This is a genomic window from Candidatus Eisenbacteria bacterium (genome assembly GCA_016930695.1).
GTDB lineage: Bacteria > Orphanbacterota > Orphanbacteria > Orphanbacterales > Orphanbacteraceae > JAFGGD01.
The window spans coordinates 1-24,029 of the sequence record JAFGGD010000026.1 but is presented as its reverse complement, the minus strand read 5'-3'; the positions used below and the strand labels follow the sequence as shown (position 1 = coordinate 24,029).

At 62.3% G+C, this 24,029-nt stretch carries 13 protein-coding genes; 6 read left to right on the top strand and 7 right to left on the bottom strand.

Going from position 1 to position 24,029, the window contains the following annotated elements; all coding sequences use genetic code 11:
• The first annotated feature begins 1 nt into the window (after position 1).
• Positions 2–2,329, top strand: coding sequence for a penicillin-binding protein 1C (gene pbpC, locus JW958_04380; GenBank protein ID MBN1825482.1), 2,328 nt, complete (start codon positions 2–4; stop codon positions 2,327–2,329).
• A gap of 152 nt (positions 2,330–2,481) precedes the next feature.
• On the opposite strand, the gene JW958_04375 is transcribed toward pbpC, so the two are convergent.
• Entirely contained in the window at positions 2,482–4,257 is a 1,776-nt protein-coding gene (locus JW958_04375) for a tetratricopeptide repeat protein (GenBank protein MBN1825481.1), read from the bottom strand.
• Positions 4,258–4,960: 703 nt separating this feature from the next.
• Between JW958_04375 and JW958_04370 the strand changes: the two genes are divergently transcribed.
• Positions 4,961–5,380 (top strand): GNAT family acetyltransferase, encoded by a 420-nt coding sequence (locus JW958_04370; GenBank protein ID MBN1825480.1) that lies wholly within the window; start codon positions 4,961–4,963, stop codon positions 5,378–5,380.
• A gap of 83 nt (positions 5,381–5,463) precedes the next feature.
• Here the strand turns inward: JW958_04370 and JW958_04365 are convergent, their stop codons facing one another.
• The 4 genes from JW958_04365 to JW958_04350 all read right to left on the bottom strand — a co-directional run bounded on the left by JW958_04365 (position 5,464) and on the right by JW958_04350 (position 10,349).
• Positions 5,464–6,813 carry an FAD-dependent oxidoreductase gene (locus JW958_04365; protein MBN1825479.1) on the bottom strand — a complete coding sequence of 450 codons (1,350 nt, stop codon included), beginning with the start codon at positions 6,811–6,813 and terminating at the stop codon, positions 5,464–5,466.
• Positions 6,814–7,138: 325 nt separating this feature from the next.
• Positions 7,139–7,873 (bottom strand): hypothetical protein, encoded by a 735-nt coding sequence (locus JW958_04360; protein ID MBN1825478.1) that lies wholly within the window; start codon positions 7,871–7,873, stop codon positions 7,139–7,141.
• Between the two features lie 77 nt (positions 7,874–7,950).
• The gene (rsgA, locus tag JW958_04355) at positions 7,951–9,015 is read right to left on the bottom strand and encodes a ribosome small subunit-dependent GTPase A (protein MBN1825477.1); all 1,065 of its coding nucleotides are present in this window, start codon (positions 9,013–9,015) and stop codon (positions 7,951–7,953) included.
• Positions 9,016–9,242: 227 nt separating this feature from the next.
• Positions 9,243–10,349 carry an SUMF1/EgtB/PvdO family nonheme iron enzyme gene (locus JW958_04350; GenBank protein ID MBN1825476.1) on the bottom strand — a complete coding sequence of 369 codons (1,107 nt, stop codon included), beginning with the start codon at positions 10,347–10,349 and terminating at the stop codon, positions 9,243–9,245.
• Positions 10,350–10,605: 256 nt separating this feature from the next.
• On the opposite strand from JW958_04350, the gene JW958_04345 reads away from it, so the two are divergent.
• Positions 10,606–11,916 (top strand): T9SS type A sorting domain-containing protein, encoded by a 1,311-nt coding sequence (locus tag JW958_04345; GenBank protein MBN1825475.1) that lies wholly within the window; start codon positions 10,606–10,608, stop codon positions 11,914–11,916.
• 92 nt (positions 11,917–12,008) lie between these two features.
• Here the strand turns inward: JW958_04345 and JW958_04340 are convergent, their stop codons facing one another.
• Positions 12,009–13,928 (bottom strand): T9SS type A sorting domain-containing protein, encoded by a 1,920-nt coding sequence (locus JW958_04340; protein ID MBN1825474.1) that lies wholly within the window; start codon positions 13,926–13,928, stop codon positions 12,009–12,011.
• A gap of 563 nt (positions 13,929–14,491) precedes the next feature.
• On the opposite strand from JW958_04340, the gene JW958_04335 reads away from it, so the two are divergent.
• The 3 genes from JW958_04335 (at position 14,492) to JW958_04325 (ending at position 21,887) form a co-directional block, all read left to right on the top strand.
• Positions 14,492–15,814, top strand: a complete 1,323-nt coding sequence (locus JW958_04335) for a DEAD/DEAH box helicase (protein ID MBN1825473.1) — start codon at positions 14,492–14,494, stop codon at positions 15,812–15,814.
• Between the two features lie 1,049 nt (positions 15,815–16,863).
• Positions 16,864–20,790, top strand: a complete 3,927-nt coding sequence (locus JW958_04330; GenBank protein ID MBN1825472.1) for an SBBP repeat-containing protein — start codon at positions 16,864–16,866, stop codon at positions 20,788–20,790.
• A gap of 197 nt (positions 20,791–20,987) precedes the next feature.
• On the top strand, positions 20,988–21,887 hold the full coding sequence (locus JW958_04325; protein ID MBN1825471.1) for a glycerophosphodiester phosphodiesterase family protein: 900 nt from the start codon (positions 20,988–20,990) through the stop codon (positions 21,885–21,887).
• 295 nt (positions 21,888–22,182) lie between these two features.
• Here the strand turns inward: JW958_04325 and JW958_04320 are convergent, their stop codons facing one another.
• On the bottom strand, positions 22,183–23,562 hold the full coding sequence (locus JW958_04320) for a glycosyltransferase family 39 protein (GenBank protein ID MBN1825470.1): 1,380 nt from the start codon (positions 23,560–23,562) through the stop codon (positions 22,183–22,185).
• Positions 23,563–24,029: the final 467 nt, after the last annotated feature.

The following is a 24,029-nucleotide window of genomic DNA, read 5'->3' as shown; positions in this document are numbered from 1 at the left end:
GATGCGCCGGAACCGACTCATTCTCGCCGCCGCCGTCCTCGTCGCGGCGCCGTTCCTCCTCTTCGAGGCGGCCCACCGCGCCTTTCCGCTCCCGCGCGGGAAGCTGTCGCCGCCCGGTTCCCGGGTCGTCTTCGACCGCCGGGGAGAGGTTCTCCGCGTCTACCTCGCCCCGGACGGGATGTGGCGGCTCCGCTCCGGAACGGACGGATTCTCCGAGCATCTCGAACGATCCGTCCTGGCCTACGAGGACCGCTTCTTCCGTTACCACGCCGGGATCAATCCCCTCTCGATCGCGCGGGCGCTCCTCGTGAATATCCGAGCGGGGCGCGTGGTACAGGGCGGTTCGACGATCACCATGCAGCTCGCGCGCCTCATGGAACCCAAGGAACGAACGTTTCGCAATAAAATCATTGAGGCTTTCCGGTCGCTCCAGATCGAACGGACGTACACGAAGAAGGAAATCCTCGCCCTCTATCTCGACATGGCTCCCTACGGCGGAAACGTGGTGGGCGCGGGCGCCGCGGCGCGCATCTACTTCGACAAGAGCGTGGAACGACTGAGCATCGGCGAGGCGGCGCTGCTCGCGGCGATTCCCAAAAATCCCAACGCCAACAGGCCGGACCTCGACCCCGAAGCGGCGCGGCGCGCGCGGGGGCGGGTGCTCGAACGGATGGTCGCGCGGGGCGCGATCACCGAGGCGGAGGCGCGGCGCGCGGAGACGGAACCGATCGAGGCGCGCCGTTACTCCATGCCTTTTCGCGCGCCGCACCTGTCGGACATGCTGGCGGCGAAGCGTCCGGAGAGAGAGCGTCTGGAAACGACCATCGACGGCGAAGCGCAGGCGGCGACGGCCGGCGTCCTCGCGCGGCACGCCGCTGAGCTTGCCCGGAGGGGGATCACCAACGCCGCCGCCGTGGTATTGGACGTCGAAACCGGCGAGCTGCTGGCGCTCATCGGATCGCTCGACTTCTTCGACGACGGCGCCTGCGGACAGGTCAACGGCGCGACCGCCCCCCGCTCCCCCGGCTCGGCGCTCAAACCCTTTCTCTACGCCCTCGGACTCGATCAGGGATTGATCACGCCGAGCACGATCCTGGCCGACGCGCCCGTCGACTACTCCGGCTACCGGCCGGTCAACTACGACGGACGGAATAGCGGCGCCGTCACCGCGGAGGAAGCGCTGGAACGCTCCCTCAACGTTCCGGCCGTCAACCTGTACGCGCGCCTGGGCAACCGCGGTCTCCATTCCTTCCTGCGCGACGCCGGGGTCACGACCCTTCCCGAAGGGAAAGAACACTACGGTCTCTCTCTCGCACTGGGCGGCGCGGGGATCACTCTTCTGGAACTGACCAACGTCTATCGCGGCGTCGCCGCGGGGGGGCTCTTCTCCCCATGCATCGCGCTCCGGGACGAGCCGCGCGCCGAGGGTCGCCGCCTTCTGGGAGAAGGCGCTTGTTTCATTCTCGGAGAGATGCTGACCGGGCTCCGCCGGCCGGAGTTGCCGGCGGTTTGGGAGCAGGCGATCCACATCCCCAAGGTCGCCTGGAAGACCGGAACCTCTTACGGCCATCGCGACGCATGGAGCATCGGCTACGACCCGCGACACGCCGTCGGCGTCTGGGTCGGAAACTTCGACGGCTCGGGCGTCCCCGCGCTCGTCGGCGCGGAGACGGCGGCGCCGATTCTCTTCGAGATCTTCGCGGCGTTGGATCGACCGGACGACGGCGTGTGGTTCGCGCGTCCCCCTACGGTCGCGGAGAGGACCGTCTGCGCGGCGAGCGGCCTCCCCCCCAACGCCGACTGCCCCACCCACAAGAAGGAACTCTTCCTGCCCGGTCTTTCACCGCAAACCCCCTGCGACGTGCATCGGCGGATTCTCGTCGACCGGAAGACCGGCTATCGGCTCTGCCCCCACTGCCGCATGGGGAGGGACTGCGAGGAAAGGATCGTCGCCCTCTGGCCTCCCGAGATCGCCACCTGGATGGAGAGAAACGGACATCCGATCGACGAGATTCCCGAGCATGACCCCGATTGTTCGCGGCTCGCGAACGGGGCCGCTCCGCTGATCCGGTCGCCGATCGACGGCTCCGTCTACCGGCTACGCGCCAACGTGGATCGCCGCTACCAGAAAGTTCTTCTGGACGCGCAGGTCGCCAACGGCACCGGCAGGATCTTCTGGTTTCTCGACGGGCGGCTCGTCTACTCGGGAGCGCCCAGGGACGACCTGTTCATCTCCCCGGACCCGGGCCGCCACACACTTCTCTGCATGGACGACGAGGGACGCTCCCGATCGATCGATATCGTCGTGCGCGACGACCCCTCCCGCTGAAACGCCTCACCGATCCCCGAGGTCGCGGCCGCGTTCCGTCCGAGAACAGCGGCGCGCGAAAGAAGCCGGGCGATGCCGCGAAACACGCCGCATCTCCCTCCCGGTGATGCGCGTCCCGGCCGGCCGGCGGCGGCCGCCTCCGGCCCGTTCCGTCATTCCGCTCTCCTGCTGTAGGGGCGGCACCGGAGCAACTGCTCCAGATTTTCCCGGGCTTCTGGAAAGCCGGGCGAGAGTTCCAGCGCCCGGCGGAACTCGGCCTCCGCTTCCGTGTAACGCCCGCTCATGGCGAGAAGGACTCCGAGATCGTTCCGGTTCTTGGAATCGCTTCCGTTCAGGACCGCGACACGGCGGCGGCATTCGATCGCCCCTTCGATGTCTCCGCTCTCGGCGAGGAGCGCGCTCAGATTGACCGCGGCGGAGACGTGGCCGGGATCCAGGCGGAGGGCGTCCCGAAAACACCGCGCCGCCTCGTCCTTGAGCCCCTTCTCTCGATAGGCAAGACCTAAATTGTTGTACGCCTTTCCATAGCTCGGATCCAGGCGGATCGTCTCCTTGAAAACACCAATCGCCTCGCCGCCGCGCCCCGACCGCATAAGCGCGCAACCGTAGTTGTAGAGGACTCGCGGGCTGACCGGACCGGCGCGCAGGGCATCGGCGTACAGGGTAAGCGAGTCATGCCAGCAGGCAACGCGCTCCCGGGAAGCGAGGGCGCAACCGGTGAGCAGAAGCATCGCGACCCCGATGGCCAACCGGCGGGCCGGCAGGAAACGGCGCTTCTCGGCCGCCGAGGCGATCTCCGCGACTCCCCAGACAACCATCACGAAAAGGCCGATGGAGGGGAAGTAGGTGTATCGATCGGCGATGGCGTGCAACCCAACCTGTACGAATCCGATGATCGGCACCATCGATCCTAGAAACCAAAACCACCCGACGGGGAGGTAACGCCGCCGCCGCAGGCGCCATGCCGCCCAGGAGACCGCCAGGAGCGCCGCGGCCGACCCGAGGACTTGTTGTGCGGAGAGGGGAACTCCGCCGGAGAGGCTCGGGTGGGGATAGAGGATCGAGAGATCCGACGGCCGCAGAATCTTTCCGACGTAACGGACATAGGAGACGGCGGCGTTCGCCGCCTTGTCGCCCAGAGGAAGGGAGACGACATTGCCTCCGATCCCCTCGACCGGCTTTTGCGCGAGCGCCGTGATCCCCACGAAAAAGGCGGTGACGAGAAAGAGCGGGATCTTTTCGCGGAGAAGCCGCGCCGGATAGAACCTGCTCGCCGGCGACGGCCCCGCCGCCAAGCGACGAAGAGGCCAGTAGTCGAACAGGATCAGCAGGAAGGGAAGAGTGACCAGCATCGGTTTCGCCATCAGACTGAGCGCCTGGAAAAAACCGGTGAGGACGAGGAGAGATCGTTTGCCGCGACGGGCGTAATCCGTGTAAGCGTGAAGGGAGGCGAGCCCCCAGAAGAGGCCGAGCACGTCCTTCCTCTCGGAGATCCAGGCGACCGACTCGACCCGCAGAGGGTGGAGGGCGAAAAGTCCCGCCACAAATGCGCTTCGCCAGAAGGCGCCGGTCATTCGCCGTAGAAGAAGAAAGAGGCTGATTGTGTTGGCGATGTGGAAGAGCAGATTGACCAGATGAAAATAGCCCGGATCGATCCCACGAACCTCCGCGTCCAGCATGAGGGAAACCCATGTGACCGGCTGCCAGGCGAACCCGCGGAAAGAGGTGAAGGCCTCCTTCAGGCCCTCGAGGGTAAGTCCCGAGCGGACGAACTCGTTTTCCGTAACATAGACGGGATCGTCGTAGTTGATGAAGTCGAAGCCGCCGACCCGCGCGTACACGAAGAGGTTCGCCGCGATAAAAAGGAAAAGGACGAGAGGAAGCGCCGTTTTTTCGCTTAGAAAGCCCGCGCCCCGCTTCCCGCGCAATCCTCTCCGACCCCGCGACCCGTCGGTCGGTCGTTCCTTCGCGGCGGATCCCGCGCCTGTCCGGTTGCCGGACCGGGTAGCGCTTCTCGTCCCGCTCATCGCCATACCCACCCCGCCGGCCACTCCTGCGATCGGAGTCCGCCCGAGCCGCTGCCGTCCCGGTCCGGCCCCGCGCGAGAGCGCCGTTCCTCTCCCGTCGGATCGAAAACCACCACATCCCCGGCCCCCGTGAAAGGGCCGGAAAAACGTCTCCATCCGGTCCGCCGATGCCGGTGGGTTGACCCGGCGGGCCGCGATCTCGGTGGGAATCGTTGTCGGGAACAATGGGGGGCGATCGGTGGGTTTCGCCCGAAACACTCGAGTCGTCGCTTAATTATAGCAAGACAACATTCGACTGTACACCCGCCTCCTTAAAATACTCTTTTCACATTGCCGTACAACTAGTTAGCCTCCCGGAGGCTTACGGAATCCCGGTGGTTTCCGGGAGCGCCGTCCCGCCGCCGAATCCCGTCTTCGACTCCGACATTTCTAAGGCCCCTCCACGCGCCGCATGTGAACCCGCCGTTCGCCGCTTTCGCGCCGCCCATCCGACGCTCGTCCGAGAAGGAACCTTTCCCGCATTCCTCTGTCGCCGGGCAGCGGAAAAAATGAGAACATGAAAGCGGCTGCTCATTTTTCTCTTTTTCGATCCGGGATGAGTGGGATGAAAATCAGACCGTATGAACCGATTGACGAAGAGCAGGTCGTCCTTCTTTGGGCCGACTGCGGCTTGGTGGTCCCTTGGAATGATCCCCATCGCGATATCCGGCGAAAGCTGAAAGTACAACCGGAAATGTTTCTGGTCGGGTGCATGGAGGACAGGATCGTTTGCAGCGTCATGGCCGGTTACGAGGGGCACAGAGGTTGGATCAACTATCTCGCGGTCCATCCGGAATTCCGCCGGCGTGGAATGGGCAAGCGCATGATGCGTGAAGCCGAAGAACGTCTTCGTGCCGCAGGCTGCCCGAAAATCAACCTGCAAGTTCGAAGCGCCAATACCGAGGTGATCGCGTTCTACAAGCGAATCGGATACAAGACGGATGATGTGGTGAGCCTGGGCAAGCGGCTGGAACCGGACGATTGAACGATGTCTCACCGTGAAAAGGGCCCGGCGTCGACGCGCCGGGCCCCTTCTTTTCAAACCGTACGGGGTTTTCGACTTCCCCTTTATTTTTTCATCGTGGCCAGGGCGATCTCCGCCGCGTTGACCAGCTGATAGGCGATGGGCGACGCGGTCAGCGCCGGGTGAGTCCCCATCTGGAAGAGGGCGATCTCCTCGGCGGTCATGCCATTCTGGATCGCCATGGCGATGACGTTCGCCATCTCCGCCGTCGAGGCGCCGCCGCACACTTCGCCGCCCAGCAGCTTCCGCGATTTCTTGTCGAAGACCAGTTTGATCTTCATCTCGACCGCGCTGGGCATACATCCGGGATGCCTGTCCATCGAAGCGGCCGTGGCGACGACCACGTCGAAACCGGCGGCGGCGGCGGCTTTCTCCGTGAGTCCCGAGGCTGCGACGGCGAGATTGTCGAAGGCGGTGGCAAACACGCCGATGGCTCCCGGGTTCTCTCTCTTCAGCTCCCGCACGTTCGCCCCGGCGATACGGGCTTCGGTGGTCGCGATGGACGCGAGCCTAAGACCCGAAGGCTTCCCGGTGAAGAAGGACCACTTCTCCGCGCAATCCCCGACCGCGAAGATGTCCTCATCGCCGGTCCGCATGTATTCATCGACCCGTATGCCCTTCGTCTCTCCGATCTCGAGACCCGCATCTCGCGCGAGTGCCGTGTTCGGCGCCGCGCCGATGCCGATGATCACGGCGTCCGCCTTCAGCTCATCGCCGTTTTGCAGTTCCACCGACTCGACTTTCCCGCTTCCCCGGATCGTCTTCACGCCGTTATCGACGACGATCCGGATTCCCCTCTCCTTCAGCTTCTCCTCCGCCTTGGCGCAAAACTCGGTGTCCATGGCCAGCATGAGGCAGTGGGGAAGCATCTCGACGATGGTGACGCTCGCGTCTCCCATCTTCCGGCACTCGTCGGCCATCTCCGCCCCGATGAATCCCCCGCCGATGATCACGACGTTCTTCGCCTTTTCCAGCACCGCCCGGGCATCTGCCAGGTAATCGGCGTCCTTCCAGACGGGAAAAACATTCTCCAGATCCATGCCCGGAATCGGGGGGCGGACCGGCTCCGAACCGGTCGCCAGAATCAGTTTCCCGTAGGACACGGTCTCGCCGGAGGCGGTCTTCAGCGTTTTCGCCCGGCGATCGATCTTCGTCACCTCGTCGATCATCAAATCGATGCCGTTGTTGGAGAGGAGACCATCGGGAATCACGTTTTTATCCGGCGAACCGACGGTTCCGAAGATGTAGGGGATGCCGCACGGGACCATCACCTTGGCCTTGCCCTCCTTACGAATCAGGAGGACGTCGATATCTCCATAATGCCTCTTGGCGGTGATTCCCGCGACCGGGCCTGCGGCGCTTCCGCCGATGATCACGACTTCCGCTGCCTTCACCGTGAACCCCCTTTCTGGACCGCTTGAGTCGAACTGAGGCGGGGCCGGCCGGGTCGTAGCCCCCGGATGGGTCCGCTCGGGGAATCCTCGAAAACGGCCTTATGTTCGGGGATTCCCGTAACCGGTCCCTATGAGGCGCCTCCCAACATACGCCACGCGCGCGATGCGTGGCGGGGGGCGCGAACAAGCTACCGCGTAAGTGTATACGATAATCGGTGCGCGTTGAAGGAAGAATCCGGAGGCGCGGTTCCGCGCCCCGCCCGAGGCGACGCGACGGCTCCGGCGACCGGAGCGGGCCGGCGGAGGAGGGAAAACCGCCTATCCATCACCCCCGCAAGGAGTCGAGAAGGGCGGTGAATTCGTCATAGGGAATCATCCGTGTTTCGATCAACCCCTCTTTCCGGTCAAAGAGGACATCCCGGACCATGGTCTCCATCATATCGCGGTACAGATCCACGTCCGTCTCCCCCACCGAACCCGGATCCTCGTCGTAACCGAGCTCGATCTCCCAGAGGCCGTCCATAGCCTCGTTACCCACGAGAAGATGCTTGCGGTAAACGACTCGCAATGCGGAGCGGGTCGGGGGATAGGCGATTACGTACCGGTATTCCCGCCTCGGCAGGCCGTCGACGGAACGGATGAAATACGTGCTTTTCTCGGGATCCGATCTTCTCGCGCAGCCAAGAACATAGGCGATTACGTCGCCGACGGCGTGGTCCCTGCCGCTGATCAAAATGAACTCTCCCCTCTCCGGAAGTTTCTCCAGCCCTCCCATCTCCCGCACGGCCTCGGCGGCGATTTTGTAGCCCCCGGCGCCGCAAAGGCAGACGTGCCCCAAATAGGCGCAGACATCACTGAAACGCACTTCCGTCGTGGATTCCCCTTCGGGGTAGCTCCCGGCCAACACGCCGTGCCGGTAGGTAAAAAAGAGGGACGGCACGGCGAGCACGTCCGCGTACTTCTCGTGCCAGCGGCCGGAATGCCATCCGTGGGCGTGGGCGGCTTCCGTCATAGGGATCGACGCGGCGAGCAAGAGGAGAAAAGCGATTCGTTTCTTCATCCGACGCACTCCCGTTTCAAACATATAAAACGGACGAATCGGCCGGCGGGCGCTCCGTCCGCCCGGGAAAGAGCCGGTCAGTCCTTCTTGTTGAAATAGCGCCGTCGCTCCTTGGCGATCCATTTCATCCGACGTTCCTTCTCCATCGCCGATCGAACGTCCAGTTTTCGATCGAAGTAGGCTGCTTCTTTCTTCAGCTTATGAAAACTGTCCAGCCGCTCCTGCGGGAGATCGCCCGCTTCGACGGCGGCGCGGACCGCGCACCCCGGCTCCGATTCATGGGTGCAATCTCGGAAGCGGCAGCCGTCGGCGAGAGCGTCGATGTCGGCGAAACTCGTCGCGATCCCCTCGTCCGCTTCCCAGAGTTGCAGCTCGCGCATCCCCGGCGTGTCCAGGAGCAATCCGCCGGAGGGGAGAAGCACCAGCTGGCGATGGGTCGTCTTGTGCCGCCCCTTCTCCACGCCCTTTCGGAGGCCCGCGGTCGCCATCACCTCGCGCCCGGCGAGACGGTTCAGCAAGGTCGACTTTCCCGCTCCCGTGGAGCCGAGCAGGGCGATGGTGCGCCCCGGGGCGAGATAGGCGCGCAGGGGATCCAGCCCCGAGTCGCATAACGCGCTCACGGCGTGGACGGGCGTGTCCGCGAGGCGTAGACCGAGCTCTTCGACGGTCCGTTCCGTCTCATCCGCCAGATCCGCCTTGGTCAACACGACCACGGGGGACGCGCCCCCCTGCCGGACCAGGGCGATGTAGCGCTCAATACGGGAAGGGTTGAGGTCGTAACCGAAGGCGGAGACGATCCACACCGTGTCCACGTTCGCCGCTACGACCTGTTCCTCCGTCCGCGCCCCCGCCGTCTTTCGGGAGAACTTGGCGGCGCGGGGAAGAACGGCGTGAATAACGGCTTCGCCTCCGCCGTCCGACTCGATGACCACCCAGTCGCCGACGGCGGGAAGGTCGGCGGGACCGGAGGCCGCGTGCCGGAAACGTCCGGTCACCCGCGCGGACATCTCCCCTTCCGGGGCACGCACGCGATACGATCCGCGATGCTCCGCGACGATCCGCGCGGGGTGCCCGACGGGAATGCCGGCCTCGCGGAACAGCCGTTCCCAATCCTCGTTCCAACCGTAAGCGGAAAGATCCATGGCTTTTCCCCATCCGTCACGCCGCCTGGATCGCATGACGCATCGAACCGAAACGGCGGCCGGCTTCCATGGCATTTTACCAAAGAAGGCTTCTCCGTGGTCGAGATCCTCCGCGGAATCACGCGCCGGCGCAGACCGTAAACGGCACGGGCCCGGGGTCGCCCCCCCCGGGCTCGTGGGTAACCGTGTTCCACGGCGCGATCTAGGTCGATCCGGTAACGGCCGAATCAATCGGTACGGGCGATCCGGAATCCGACGTTCCCATTCGTGTTTTGGGGATCATCCAGATTCCGTCGCGCGCAGCGCAGGTCGTCGGCTCCGCTGTTCCAGCCCCCGCCGCGCACCAGCCTGGACGTCCCGGCGGCGGGACCGGCGGGATCCGTCTCCGGATCCGTGCCGAGGGAGCAGACGAACCAATCGCCGCACCACTCCATCACGTTCCCCGCCATGTCGAAGAGCTGGAGCGTGGCGGGTGCCGAGGGATAAGCGCCCACGGGAGAGGTCGCCCCCACGCAGAAAGTGCCGGCAAAGGCGTTCACCAGTTCACACACCGGCGAGTCGTCCCCCCACGGATAAACCCGCTCGTCGTCGTATCGGGCCGCGTATTCCCACTCCGCATCGGTCGGGAGGCGATAACCGACCGCGCCGTAGGGGTCCCCTCCGTTGCACAGCCATGTGGAATGGTCGTAGGCCCGTGGCTTTCCCTCGCGCATGCTGAGCCAGTCGCAATAGGCGGCCGCTCCATACCAGGAAACTTCGATCACCGGATGGTCCTTCATCCCCGGATCGACGGTGAACACGTCATCGCTGAAGGAAATCCGGCAATCGAAGTCGTTCAGGTCGAGCAGCTCGACGGTGGAGCCGTCCAAATTGTCCTTGACCGTCGAGGAAGTGGCCGTGACGAGACCCGCGTTGTAGGCCCACTGAAGGGCGTCCCGATATTGCCCGTTGGTGATCTCGTATCGGCCGAGATGATAGTCGCGCGTCAGGGTAATCACTCTTTCGTCGATTCCGCAGGCGGCGATGGTGTCCCCCATGACGAAGGAACCGGCGGGAACGAGCGACATGGGGATCTTCTTGCGGCTCAGCCCCGGGTCGTAAGCGGCGTGCGGCCCTTCCGGCGGGGGCACCACCTGCCGGGCGCCGGCGTCCGCGCGGATGGAGAGCGCTCCGCACTCCTCGATCCCGTCCGAGACACGGATCTCGCTCGGCGCCTCCTCGTCGCAACCGACAAGGGCGGCGAGAAAAGCGGCGAGGGACACGACGCCGATCAATAGAATGAGGGTTCTCCGGCCGTTCCCACGACCGATACGCGTTCTCATGCTGGGGGGCATGGCATCCTCCTTGTGTGCGGGCAAACGGCGACAGGGAGCCTGACTATATTACTAAAGTATACTCGCGCCTTCAAGAGATAGAACGCCTCGCTCGCACGCGCCGGGCCGGTGGAAAGGCGTTCACGGCCGCGCAGAAACGGCCCTTTTGACGGCCGATCGCCCCTTCCGGAAATGGTATAATTGAGGGGCGATCGCCGCCCCAAGCACCCGCTCCCCCGGGCGGCGGCTCTCCGGCTCCCCCCATGGAGGACGGGCGTTGCGGCACTCTTCCACCCGATCATTCCTTTGGCTCACGGGTATCGTGCTGGCTCTCCTTGCCGGGACGAACGCCTCCGCGCTCGATCCATGGCCGGCGGAACCCCTCTCCTCGGCGATCAATCTCACGGAGATCGAAGGACCCGGCGTCAACGATTTTTACAACGACCTGAGCGGCGCGGTCTGGAATCCCGTCACGAGAACCCTCTGGGTTTGCCGGAACGGGCCAGGAGGGAGCGCCTCGAAACTCTGGGCGATCGTGGAAGACGGAAGCGGCGGGTATGAAGTCGATTCCCGCGACGGGAACCGGGGGGAGTGGACCGGTTTCGGCGACTTCGAGGGAGTCACTCAGGCGGACTTCGAGGAAGACGTGATCTATGCGATCGTCGAGGGAGAGGAACGAATCAAAGAGTACGACGTATCCACCTACGGCGCGGCGGTCCTCACGAACGATTGGAACACGAGCTCCTACCTCCCCTTGTCCGGAGGATCGGGCGCGGAAGGGATCACTTTCGTCCCCGACTCGTGCCTCGCGGCGGCCGGTTTCGTGGACGCGGACGGTCTCCCCCGAGTGAGCGGCGGCGGCATGGGCGGGCTGATGTTCGTGGCTCACCAAAACGGAGGGAACGTTTTCGTTTTCGATCTCGACCGCCTTGCCGGCGGTTTCACTTTCGTGGGCGAGTACGGGACGGGATATTCGGAAACCGCGGCGCTGGAGTTCGACCGCTCCACCGGTGAGCTGTACGCCTGGCACGACGCGGGATTCGACGTGTTGTCCGTCTTCGATCTGGCATCGTCGGAGGTTCTCGGGGAAAGCCGCAGGGAACTCACCGCCCTCCGGCGGTTCTCGGGACCGAGCAGCCAGAACAACGAGGGGATCGCCGTTGTTTCCGCGGACGACTGTTTCGCCGGCTCGCGTTCACTTTTCATGACCGTCGATGACGGCGGGGAATCGTCCCTGCTCTGCTACCGTGAATTCGAGGATGGGTGCTCGGTGTGTGTTTCCGTGGGCGTCGCGGACGCCGCTCCGTGGTCGAACGACCGGCTCGACGCGCTGCCGAATCCCTTCACGAACGAGACCGCCGTTTCCTTCCTTCTCCGATCCCCTTCCGACGTATGCCTGGGCGTCTTCGACCTCGCCGGCCGGGAGGTCCGTTCCCTCCACGCGTCGAATCGCTCCACCGGCCGCCACACCGTGATCTGGGACGGCCGCGACCGAAGGGGCGAGAAGGTCGGCAGCGGCGTCTATCTCATGCGCCTCCAGGCGAACGGCCGGGTCGTCGGTCGAAGGAAGGCGATCGTTCTCCGATAGGACCGGCGCGAATCGCCCCGGTGCCCCCTCGCTCCTATTAACCTTCTTCCGGAATCAGCGGGTTGCATCGATCCTTCGATGCCTTACCTTCCCTACTTCGTCTTCACGACTTTCCGAGTGATGGTCTCCCCTTCCGTTCTCATCCGAATCAGGTAGATACCGGAGGGCACGGCGCGGCCCGTGTCGTCCCGGCCGTCCCAAGTCGCGGTGAGGCTGCCGCGGTCGATTCCGCACGTGAGCTCTCTCACCCTCCTTCCCAAAACATTGTAAACGGCGAGGTGCGGCCTGATCCCGGGCTTGGACGCACAAAAACGGATTGTCGTCTCTTTGCGAAACGGATTCGGCGAGGGGAGCCCGAGGAGAGGCGGGCGGGCGGCCTCGTCGCCATTCGGCCCGGCGACCGACGTGAACGGCGAGACCGGTAGAGGAATGTCCTTCGTCACGTTCCCCGCGAAGTGCGTGCCGTACCGGCTCCGGTCCGCGAGATCCCAGTCGTCGAAGTCGAAGCCGCACGGCGCTCCGCCGATCAGGAATCCGGTGATCGACGCGTCGTGCCGGTCCTCGTCGGGGGTAAGGTCCGTATCGATGAACACCTCCGGGGCGTCCGCGCCGAGCAGGGGGATCGAGACCCCCGTCGCCGCGCCGTCCGCGTGGAACGTCCACAAAACCTCGGCGATGTCGATGGTGTCGCCGGGCTCCGCCTGGGGTGACGTGTCCTCCACGGAACGGACATAGGAGATACGCATCTCATGGACGTCGGGGAACAAACCCGACTCCACATTCGCCATGGACGACCAGGCGATCAGCGAGTCGGCCGCGGTTATCGTGGAGAACTCGAGAAACTCGGGAGTCGACGCCGTGTCGCCCGGCGCGAGCCCCGCACGCACGAGCACGGCGCTGTTGCCGAGCACTTCGTTCGTGTCGGTCATGACCACGCCGAAGATGTAGTCCGGGTTTCCCGGCACTCCCGCGCCGAGAGTCGGAATACCGAGCACGGCCTGGCTGTCCCCCGGCACGGCCGCGAAGCCGCTCGGGAAGAGCCGGCCGTCTCCCGCGAGACCGTCCAGGTCGGCCACGCCCGCGACGAGCACCTCCACCCCCGGAACGCCCCCCTCGACCGGAATCCACACATCCGCCCCCCGCTCGATGGTGAGATCGAAGTCCTGAGTTCCGGAGCCGTCCACCTGAATCTCTTCCTCGAGACCGTACCGGCGAATGTCGAAACCGAGGATCAGATTAAAGAGATCGGGCTCCGGTTTGACGAGTTCGGCGAGCACGGTGACGACGCTGATCCGGCCGTATATCGCCCACAGATCGGTGGGCCCTTCGTCCTCGACGAAGATGACGTAGGGGGTCCTCTCGAGCGGGTAGAGCAGGAGGTCGATTTGGAAAGGCACGTAGACCGCGCCGGGGATGTCCGCTTCACCGACGAGGGGGAAGTTCTCGATCACCAAGGGCGAAAGCCGCGAGAGACTACCCGACATCAGGTCGTCGATCATGGGCAGAAGCCCCCGGATCGGAATCGTGTGCCAAACGACCGCCGCGTCCCACTTGCCGTCGTTCCAGACGATGTCGAAACCGGAAGTGATTTCTCCCGAATAGGTCGGTCGATCGTAGGAAGCGCCGATGGGCCGGACCGGGAGAACCACGACCGATGCGTCCACGTCCACCGCCGTCGAGTAGGAGTGCCCCTCCTTGCCGGCGGTGACGGTCACCGGCCCGGCGAGATCGGGTGAGACAAACGTGATCGATCCATTCGTGTCGGTCCGCCCCGTGTTTCCGATGAACGGCAGGGAAGGCGCGGGCCCCACCTGCACGTAGGCATCCTCCAGGGGGAGCCCGGTCAGTTCGTCGATCACCGTGATGGTGATCGCACCCGCGATCGGCCCTCCGCCGAATCCACCGGCGGGGTCCACGGCGAAAGAGAGGGCCGGAACCAGGAAGAGAAGAGCGACGAGGGTCGCCGCAATCGCGCGGAAGCGAGACCGCGACGGCAAGGGAACAGGGGGCATGGGGGATTCCTCCGGCAAAGCGCACTTCAGACCGGCTTCTCGGAGAACCGTCTTCATTATAGTATCATTTTTATGTACCCACATTCAGCCGTCGTGCTCGCAGCGGACCGGAGCAGGGTCTCCGGGTTCCGGGAGAGGAGCGGTCCGCGATCGCACCGCGGCGGTTAACTCCAACATTCGCAAGCCGATACCATCAAACCTCCGATCGCGAAGCGAAGGGGCGTCGGTTCGACCCGTGATCCCGGTGGCCGCCCAAGTGGGATTCTTGAATGGGCTTGCAATCCGGTGAACCGGCGCCGGGGCACCATTCCCGGCTCCGGATGGAATGGACGGGAGCGTCCCCGGCACGGAACCGCCTATGCGCTTTCTGCTTTTTCACTTGCGCTTCCGGCCTCATGCACTATAATTAGTACGAATGCTCATTTTCGCGAAGGCTTCGTAGAAAGCGAGCCTCTGTAGTCCAAGAGGGCTATCCATCATCAGTTGCCGCGATAATTGCGGTCCTTTCTTTTCCACGCGTCCGGCGGGTAGAGAGATTCGTAGAACGCCGGACCAAGGAAAACATGAAAGAGAACGCACACGCGCGGCTCCCGCGCACGGACCATCCGATCCAAGGATCCCATCCCCAGTTTCGGTCGGGTGCTTTTAGCGACCTGATACCGGAGATTCAGCGGGCCGTGGCCGCATCGGGATACGAGGTTCCCACTCCCATACAGGAACAGTGCATTCCGCACCTGCTTGCCGGGCGGGATCTTCTGGGCAGCGCCCAAACCGGCACGGGGAAAACCGCCGCCTTTACCCTGCCGCTTCTGCAACGCCTCGCAGGCGACTACCGGCGACCCGAGAAGGGAACCCCCCGGGCCCTCATTCTTACTCCTACCCGCGAACTCGCGGCGCAGATCAGTGAGAGCATCCGGACCTATGGGCGTTTTCTACGCATAAGCAGCACCGTGATCATCGGAGGTGTAAACCAGTTTCAGCAGGTCAAGGCTCTGAACCGCGGAGTGGATATTCTCGTGGCCACGCCCGGCCGGCTGCTCGATTTGATGCAGCAGGGTTACGTCCACTTGGACGCGGTGGAGGTCTTCATTCTCGACGAGGTGGACCGGATGCTCGACATGGGCTTCATTCCCGACATCAAGCGGGTGTTGTCCCACATTCCCGCCGAGCGTCAGACCCTTTTCTTTTCGGCCACAATGGCCCCCAAAATCGAGGAGCTGGCATACACCATGGTCCCCGACCCGATACGGGTGAGCATCACCCCCGGACAGCCCGCCGTGGAGCGCATCGCGCAGAAAGTGCTCTTCGTAGAAAAGAAGGACAAAAACGCGCTGCTCGTCTCTCTGCTGAACGATCCCCGGGTCAATAAGGTTCTCGTTTTCACCCAGATGAAGCACATCGCGAACCGCGTTTTGAAAAAGCTGAACTCGGCGGGAATTCAGGGTGCTTCCATCCACGGCAACAAGAGCCAGGCCGCGCGGACCAGGGCGTTGGAAGGATTCAAGCAGGGCCGCTTCCGGGTGTTGGTCGCCACCGATGTGGCGGCGCGAGGCCTGGACGTGGACGACATCACGCACGTGATCAACTACGATCTGCCCGTTGAAGCCGAGACCTATGTGCACCGTATCGGACGCACGGCTCGGGCGGGGGCGGACGGCGACGCCATTTCGTTCTGCTGCGCCGAGGATCGGGCCTACCTGCGGGACATCGAACGCCTGCTGGGCAAACCGGTACCCGCCGAGATGGAACACGCCTATCATTGCGATGAGGCTTTTCGGTCCAGTCTGCCCGCCCCGAAAACACATGGCAATGACCATGTACGACGGAGCGCACGCCCCCAGCGAAGCATCCGTCACCCCAAAAGGTACCGTCGTCTTTCCAAATAGATCCGTCCGCGTCGCCCGGGGAGGCGTTGCTGATCACGAAACCGGCGATGGCATGCGTCCTCCCGAATCCGTCCTTCCCGATCATTCCATCCGGCACCGAAACGGGGCTCTTCGAACCCGCAAGCCCTTTCTTCCGGCCGGCGGGCCGACACGGACGCAGTTGTTTGTTTGTCCCACCACCCACGAAAGAAGACCGCTTCGCCGCTAACGACGGATTGAATCAGGGAGACCGCGTGGGCGCTCGCCGCTATCGCCACGCGCGTCCCCGCACTTTGACAATGAAACTGTAATGTGTTATTGTAAGCGACGGTGAAAAGGGTGATAGGATTCCCCTGACCCGTCCCTCTTCAACTCGATTCGCCCCAACGCAACTCCGGTCAGGGCCTTCTTGCCGCACCCGTATTTATGGACAATCAACACCGTCGGCCAAGACGGCTCCGCGGATTCGGCCGACGCCGGGAGACGTCGTCATGACCGGAAGAACCCCCATTCCTCTGGGCCGATCTCCTCTTCTTGCATGGATGCTGGTTGTCGCCTTTCTGCCGGGAATCTGTTTGGCCGCCGGCCAAGGCTCCGGAGAGCAACCCGTCGCCGTCGGATTCATCGAAAATCAAGGGCAACTGGATGAAGAGGTCCGTTTCTACCTGCGCAATCCATGTGGTGAGATCTATGCCACATCGGAAGGGATCGTGTTTGATTGCAAGGCGGCGGCCCCCGGGCCGGAGGGATGTGTGCTTCGTGTTTTATTCGAGGGCGCGAACTCCGACGTTTTCCCGACGGGACGCCATGAGACCGAGACCCGCTTCAACTACTTCCTCGGGAACGACCCGGAGAAGTGGCGGGCGGATGTTCGGACATATCGAGAGGTCGTTTACCGGGATCTCTGGCCCGGCATCGATCTTCTCTTCCGCTATGAGGCGGGAGCTCTTGCTTGCGCGATTCGTTCCGTCTCAGGCGCCGATCCATCTCAGGTGGACTTCCGTTATGAGGGCGCCGACCGGGTCGTCTCCGCGGCCGACGGCTCGATCCGTCTGGAGACCGCGATCGGCGTGCTGACGGAACGGCGCACGGCAGAGGCGGGAGCGCCCCGTTCGTTCCGATGGGAGGCGGCGGGGGGTGAGGCCGGAACAGGAAGGGGCGTTTCGGATCTGGAATGGAGCACGTTTATCGGGGGCGAGTACTCGGACGTCGCTCACGATGTTTGCATCGACCATCTCGGATTCAGCTACATCGTCGGGACGACACAAAGCAGCGATTTCCCGACGACGGCGGGCGCTTATGACGAGACGCAGGCCGAATACACCTATGACGCTTTCGTCGTCAAAATCGACACGACCGGGAGCTTTCTCGTCTATGGAACCTATCTCGGTGGAGACAAGGAAGACTGGGGGCGCGGGATCGCCGTGGACGATCAGAAGAACGCCTATCTGACGGGCCTCACGGCTTCCTCCGATTTTCCAACGACCGCAGGGGCGTATGACCGTTCTCTGGCCGGCACCTACGATGTTTTTGTCGCCAAGTTGAATCCCTCGGGCGGCGCGCTTGTCTATTCCACGTATCTGGGGGGGGATGATCCGGTTCCCGTCGCGTGGCCGGAAATGGGATATGCCATCGCGCTCGACGCCGGGCGTTGCGCCTATGTCGCCGGACAGGCTCGCTCAACGGACTTTCCGATTACCCCCGGAGTGTTCGATACGACGGCAGACGTGATGGGGTACGAAGGCTTTGTCACCAAGTTTTCCGCCGACGGCTCTTCGCTCGAGTACTCCACGTTCCTCGGGGGCAGCAGCTACGACAGAGTCGTCGACATCGCCGTTCGCTCCGGGTACGCCTACGTGACTGGAATGACGCAATCGACGGACTTCCCCACCACATCCGGGGCCTACGACGAGACGCACAACGGAAACGAAGACGCCTTCGTTTGCTGGATCCGGCTCGCGGCCGACGCGTTGCAGTATTCGACATTTCTGGGCGGCTCGGCCGCGGATTTCGGATGCGGCATCGCTCTCGATTCATCCGGATACGCGTATGTGACCGGCCACGCCGGACCGGGATTCCCCACCACCTCAGGAGCATTCGACGAATCCCACAACGGGATAAACGACGCGTTCATCACCAAGGTGAACTACTGGGGAACGGGCTTGGCCTATTCCACTTTTGTGGGTGGCGGCGGCAGCGATTCCGAAATCAACCCGATGGGAATAGCCTGTGACGTGGATGGAGAAGCGTACCTCACGGGGAAGACATCATCGAGCGATTTCCCGACCACGCCGGGCGCCTACGACAGCACGATCAACGGATCGTCGGACTTCTATCTGGTCCGTCTGAACTCGGATGGCGACGAGCTTCTTTATGGAACGTATATCGGGGGCTCGGGAACGCAGGAGGAAAGATCCATCGGTCTCGCCTTAGATAGTTGGAAAAGCGCCGTCGTCGTCGGATATAGTCCGGAGACCGATTTCCCGACGACGGCCGGATGCTTTGATCCCACGCACAACGGGAGCCACGACGCCGTCGCACTCAAGATGTACACCGGCGGACGGGGCGACATCGCCGGATCGGTGAGCGGTGATCGCGACTTGATCGGCGGAGCGATCGTCACGGCCGTGGGACCGTCGACCGCCGCCGACACGACCGGCCCGAACGGAGGCTATCACATCCCGGAATTGAAGACGGGGACCTACATCGTAACCACAACAGCCGTCGGTTACTACGATGACATCGAACCGGGTGTCGTCGTCGTCGCGGACGAAGCGACTGCTGTGAACGCCTGCCTGACGCGCCAGAGAGGCGCCGTGGAGGGAACCGTCGCCCTCGCCCGTGGGCCGATCGAGGGAGCCGAGGTGACAGCTGTAGGAGAGGTAACGTTAGCCGACACGACGGACGCGAGCGGATACTACATCCTGGAAGACCTTCCAACCGGCCTCTATGACATCACCGCCGAGGCCGATGGATACAATCCACAGACTATGCCGGGCAACGAAGTCGTTGTAGACGACACGATCGTCGTCGACTTCGCCCTTGATTTGGAGAGCGGAACGGTAGAGGGAATCGTGAGCGGTCCCGGTGGCGCTTTGAGCGGAGCGATCGTTATGGCCGAAGGAGCTTTCTCCGGTTGCGACACGACAGATCCCGCGGGACATTACATCATCGACGGGCTCCCCTACGGCGACTACGATCTCCACGCCTCGGCGCCCGGACACCACACGGGAACAGCCGTGGGCGTAGCCGTTTCGGAGGGCGATCCCGCGGAAGCCGATATCTACCTCGATTCCTTCAATACGCACCTCCTCTGGAGCACTTTCATCGGGGGCGCCGACGATGATGAGTCGAAGGACCTCTTTGTCAGGGGAAGCGTATTCCTATCGGGAATCACCTGCTCTCCCGATTTCCCGACCACCACCGGGGCGTACGACAGCACTCTCGGAGGCGATACGGACATCTTCGTGGCCGCTCTTAACTCCGACAATTCGACCCCGTTCTGGATCACATTGTTGGGGGGAAGCTCGGAAGATGAGGCGGCCGGTATCGTTGTGAACGGCGCGGGATTCCCCTTCGTGACGGGCACCACGGAATCCTCCGACTTTCCCACTACCGCGGGCGCCTTTGATGAAAGTTATAATGGCGACAAGGACGCTTTCGTCACGCAGCTGATGCCGGGCGGGAACAGCCTCGCCTATTCGACGTATATAGGAGGATCGGGCGGCGATGAAGGGCGCGACATCGACTTGCGCGTCACGGGCGAGGCGAACGTGACCGGCGCGACTTGGTCCCTCGACTTTCCGACCACCCCGGGCGCTTACCAACCCAACCTCAATGGTTTTCATTACGACGCATTCGCGTGTCAACTCGATGTGTCGGGAAGTACTATGCAGAGTTCTACCTATCTGGGAGGCGAGTGGTCCGATTACGGCACGTCGATCGTCGTGGGCGCTTCGGGGGACGCTTTCGTGACCGGGTACACCGAGTCGGATTCCTTTCCGATTACGCCCGGTGCTTTTGACGAAACCTACAATGATTCCATCCCGGGCATGAACAACTGGGATGGGTTCGTAACGAGACTCGAGCCGGGCATGGCGGGCCTCGCCTATTCGACCTACCTGGGCGGAGAAGGGAACGACGAGGCGTGGGCGATAACGCTGGACGGAGAAGGCAACGCTTACATCGCCGGCGAAACCAACTCGCAGGATTTTCCGGTAACACCGGGCGCCTTCGACACCTGCTTCGTGAACGACAAAGCGTTCATCACCAAGTTGAGCGCCGTTGGGAGCAGCCTGGTTTACTCCACGTTCCTCGGAGGATCAGCCGAAGATGAGGCTCACGGCATTGCGGTGGACGATTCTGGATTCGTATACGTGACGGGCCAGACGGAGTCCGGTGACTTTCCCACAACCATCGGGGCGTTCGACGAAAAGTATGACGGGCCATCTGATGCATTTGCTGTTAGGCTATTACCATCCGGAGAAGGTATTGATTACTCAACCTTTCTGGGGGGACGTTCGGACGAACGTGGTTTCGGCATCGGAGTTGGTTCGTCGGGACGCATGTTTGTCGCGGGGAGAACGGAGTCCTACGACTTTCCCGTCAGTTGGCTCTCTTTCGACAACTCTCATAATGGATCGCTGGACGCATTCGTGCTGGGACTAGATCTTCCCGAGATCGAAACCGCCGTCGACCGCTTACCGGATCGCGTCCCGCCCGCCTACGGGATTGAAGGCAACCGCCCCAATCCGTTCAACCCTTCCACACGGGTTACTTTTCATCTGCGCCAACCCGGTGCGGTCGATCTTACGATCCACGATGTGGCGGGGCGACTTGTCGCGGTATTATTGAGAGGGTTTCATGACGCCGGCACATTCACCGTTGCGTGGAACGGAAGAGACCGTGAGGGACGCGATGTCTCCTCCGGCGTCTATTTCGTGCGTCTCAAGGCGGGCGGCAAGGTGGTTTCGAGGAAGATCACACTTGTCAGATAGGCGTCGTTGCCCATTCAATCGATGGGGTGTTCCACGTGTTCGCACCGCGCGGAACATGCCGCTGCCGGGATCGGTTCGCCTCCAAAATATATCCCGATGCCGGCCAGGATGATTGGGGGAACGGGAGATCGGGGAGGTGTGCTAGACTGAATTCGGTGTTTTTTTGAATCAATTTTCGCGCCGTATCGGAGATGGGAATGAGAAAGATACTGCCCGCGGTCGCTCTGATCGTACTCTGCATCTCCTGCGTTCAAACCGAGGGAACACAGAAGCACTATGTTTCCTTCGAGGGCCCCGCCGGACTGCGCGAGTACCTGCGGTGGCATCCCGGAAAGACCCCTCTTCTCGGTGCTCACAGGGGCGGACCGGCTGACGGTTTTCCCGAGAACTGTATCGCCACGTTCGAAAGGGCTCTCGACTATGCTCCGTGCCTGATCGAGTGCGATGTGCGAAGATCGAAGGACGGCGCCTTGGTGCTCATGCACGATGACAATCTCGATCGCACGACTACCGGACGGGGCGGCATATCGGATTTCACTCTCGTCGAACTCGAGGAGTTGCGCCTGGTCGACGGCAACGGCGTGGTAACCGAGTACGAAATACCGACCCTGGATGAGGCCCTGTGCTGGGCGAAAGGCAAGGCGGTGCTCGAGCTGGACGTCAAGGACCCCGTAACTCCCGAAGAAATCGTTGACATCATTCGGACCCGGCGAGCGCACGATCGTGTCATCGTTATCGCATACGGCTGGCGCAGCGCCGAGACGTATTATCGCCTGGACAACGAGCTGAGTATTTCCTGTTCGGCGGGTGATGTCGAAGGTGTCGAATACATGCTCCGGAGCGCCGTCCCATCTCAGAATCTAATCGCGTTCGTCGGGGTGTCCGAACCGTCGGGAGACGTCTATCGACTTCTTCACGAGCAAGGGATCTGCGCCATTCTGGGCACCTTGGGCAACCTGGATCGGAAGGCGAGATCCAGGGGCGTCGACGTCTACTTGGATCTCTTGCGGAACGGGGCGGACGTCCTCGCAACGGATGACGTGGAGTTCGCATCCAAGGCGCTGGCTTTGCACGGGGCGAATCTTCAGCGGCAGTAGCCGTAAGCAGCGGACGACTCGCTAGATCGACGAATACGGAAACCCCGCGGAGATCGTTCCTCACCATAGAAGCATTCACCACCTCCTGCTACGTGAGAGCCGGCTCGCGGACCTCGTCCCCCCAGATCTCGGGCGTCGCCGGAGCCTGTTCTTCCCACTGAAACTCTCAATCGGATCCTCCGTACGGGGCGACCCGTTCGGAAGTCCTGTTCGAACGGCGGTAGGCTATGCCGGATAGGATGTTTTGGTTGAAAAGTGGTCACCGGGATCCCCATGTTCGCCTTGCCATGAACGACTAACTTCGAACAAACAGGCTCAGGATCCCGAACCCCCATAGACATGCTACCAGAGCCCAACCGATAGCCCGTTTCCGAAATGCACTCCAAACGAAACGGCGGGAGAGGAGAACCCGGACGGAGAACACAAACAAAACCGGCAGGATGGGGACGCGATGCCTCGCGATGGCGAAAACAAACACGTGGATAATCAAGTTGGCGAGCAGGAAAGCGGCTAGTAATTCCTTCCCATTACTCTTCCAGGCACGATTGGTGACTGATGCCACTACCGTACCGGTAAAAGCCAAAATCGATACAAAAACGGTGAAGACGTTCAGGAGCACGAGCCAGGGAGGTAGTACGGCTTGCCTCTTCTTCGGAGTGAACACCTGCCGGATTCCCGTATCTCCTCCCCCGATGAATCTCGCGAGTTTGAGCGCACTCTTCCGGACCGCCATTCCTGGGTGTTCCTTCCAGTATTGGATAGTGAGCCCCCGAAGTAAGGCTTGGCGGTTCTCCTCCGTTCCGATGCCGGGCGAAGGAAGCTTTTCTCTCCAGAATTCCTCTCCCTCCGGCACCGTCCGACGGGTCGTGGGGCCTTCGGCGTACCAATCCGGAATATAGGGATTGTTGCCGGTATAGAGAGTGATAGCAGAATGGCTATCGATCAGAATGAAGCTTCCCAGAACCCGATAGTTGCGAATCGTCCAGGGGGCGATGACCAGGAAAACGACGGCAAGGAGGAGAGCCACTCTAAATAGCGGGAAACGGTCTCTTCGGATTCCGGCAACGAACATGCCGGCCGCCGAGAAAAGAGTGATCGGGACCGCGATGGAACGGGAAAGAGCCGAAAGCCCGAGCATAAAGCCCGCAACGATTAACGACCGATAAGAGACATTTCCGGTTGGACTCACGAGAAGAGCGAGGGCGGTGATCAGAAGAGGGACATAGAGATTTTCTGAAAAGGCGAGTATTGGAAACGCGACGAATTCGGGGTAGACCGCGATGATGAGTCCCGTCCAGACACCGGTACGGGAACCGCCCACACGCCTCCCGAGCACCATGGCCGCCCACACGATGATGAGCGACAGGAAGATCTGCACCAAACGGATCGGGACCAGCCCTTCGCCGAAAAGTTTTTGAATACCGCAAAGAAAAAAGGGATAGAGGGGGGGTCTCGCCGAGAGTTGGTCTCCGGTCTTGAATCCTTCTCCGGCCGCCAGACTCCCGGCGAGCTCAAGATAGCGGTTTTCATCGTACCTCGGCTGATAATTCAAAGTCAGGAAGAAGAGAAGGAGACGAAGCGCGAGCGCCAGCAGGAGAATAAGCGCTACCGACCGTCCGAAGGATGCTGTATCACATTCGATTCGTTCGCTCTCAATTACCATGGGCGGTTCCATTCGATCTACGGCCGACCCACAAAATAATTCGCCAACACCCTTCCATTTGACCTTACAAAAACACGAATCGCGCTGTTAATAGATTACCACAACTTACTCTCCTCGTTGCGGCGGACTACCTGTCCATCCACTCAATTGCATCCGCCTTGTCCCACTGCGACTTATCGATCCCCGAGAGTCCGAGACTTTCACGTCGTGGTTGAGCCACAGGCGGGGACTGTGGGTCTTTGGAATCGTGCGCGAGGGAGCCGCGGGGGCTAAGTTCAATATTCCGAGCCTGTAACCCCCGTACCCATGCGTCGTTAACCGCCCGGCCTTCAGTTGACTCTCTACATTCCGTGGTTGTGTAAGCAGATGGTGCAAAAGGTGATAGAGATTGACAGAGGTGGTCCCCAATAATCGGACAGCATGCTAAGGTGGACTCTCCGGAACTGAGGAGGAGAGACCATGGCGAAACGTCGACGGTT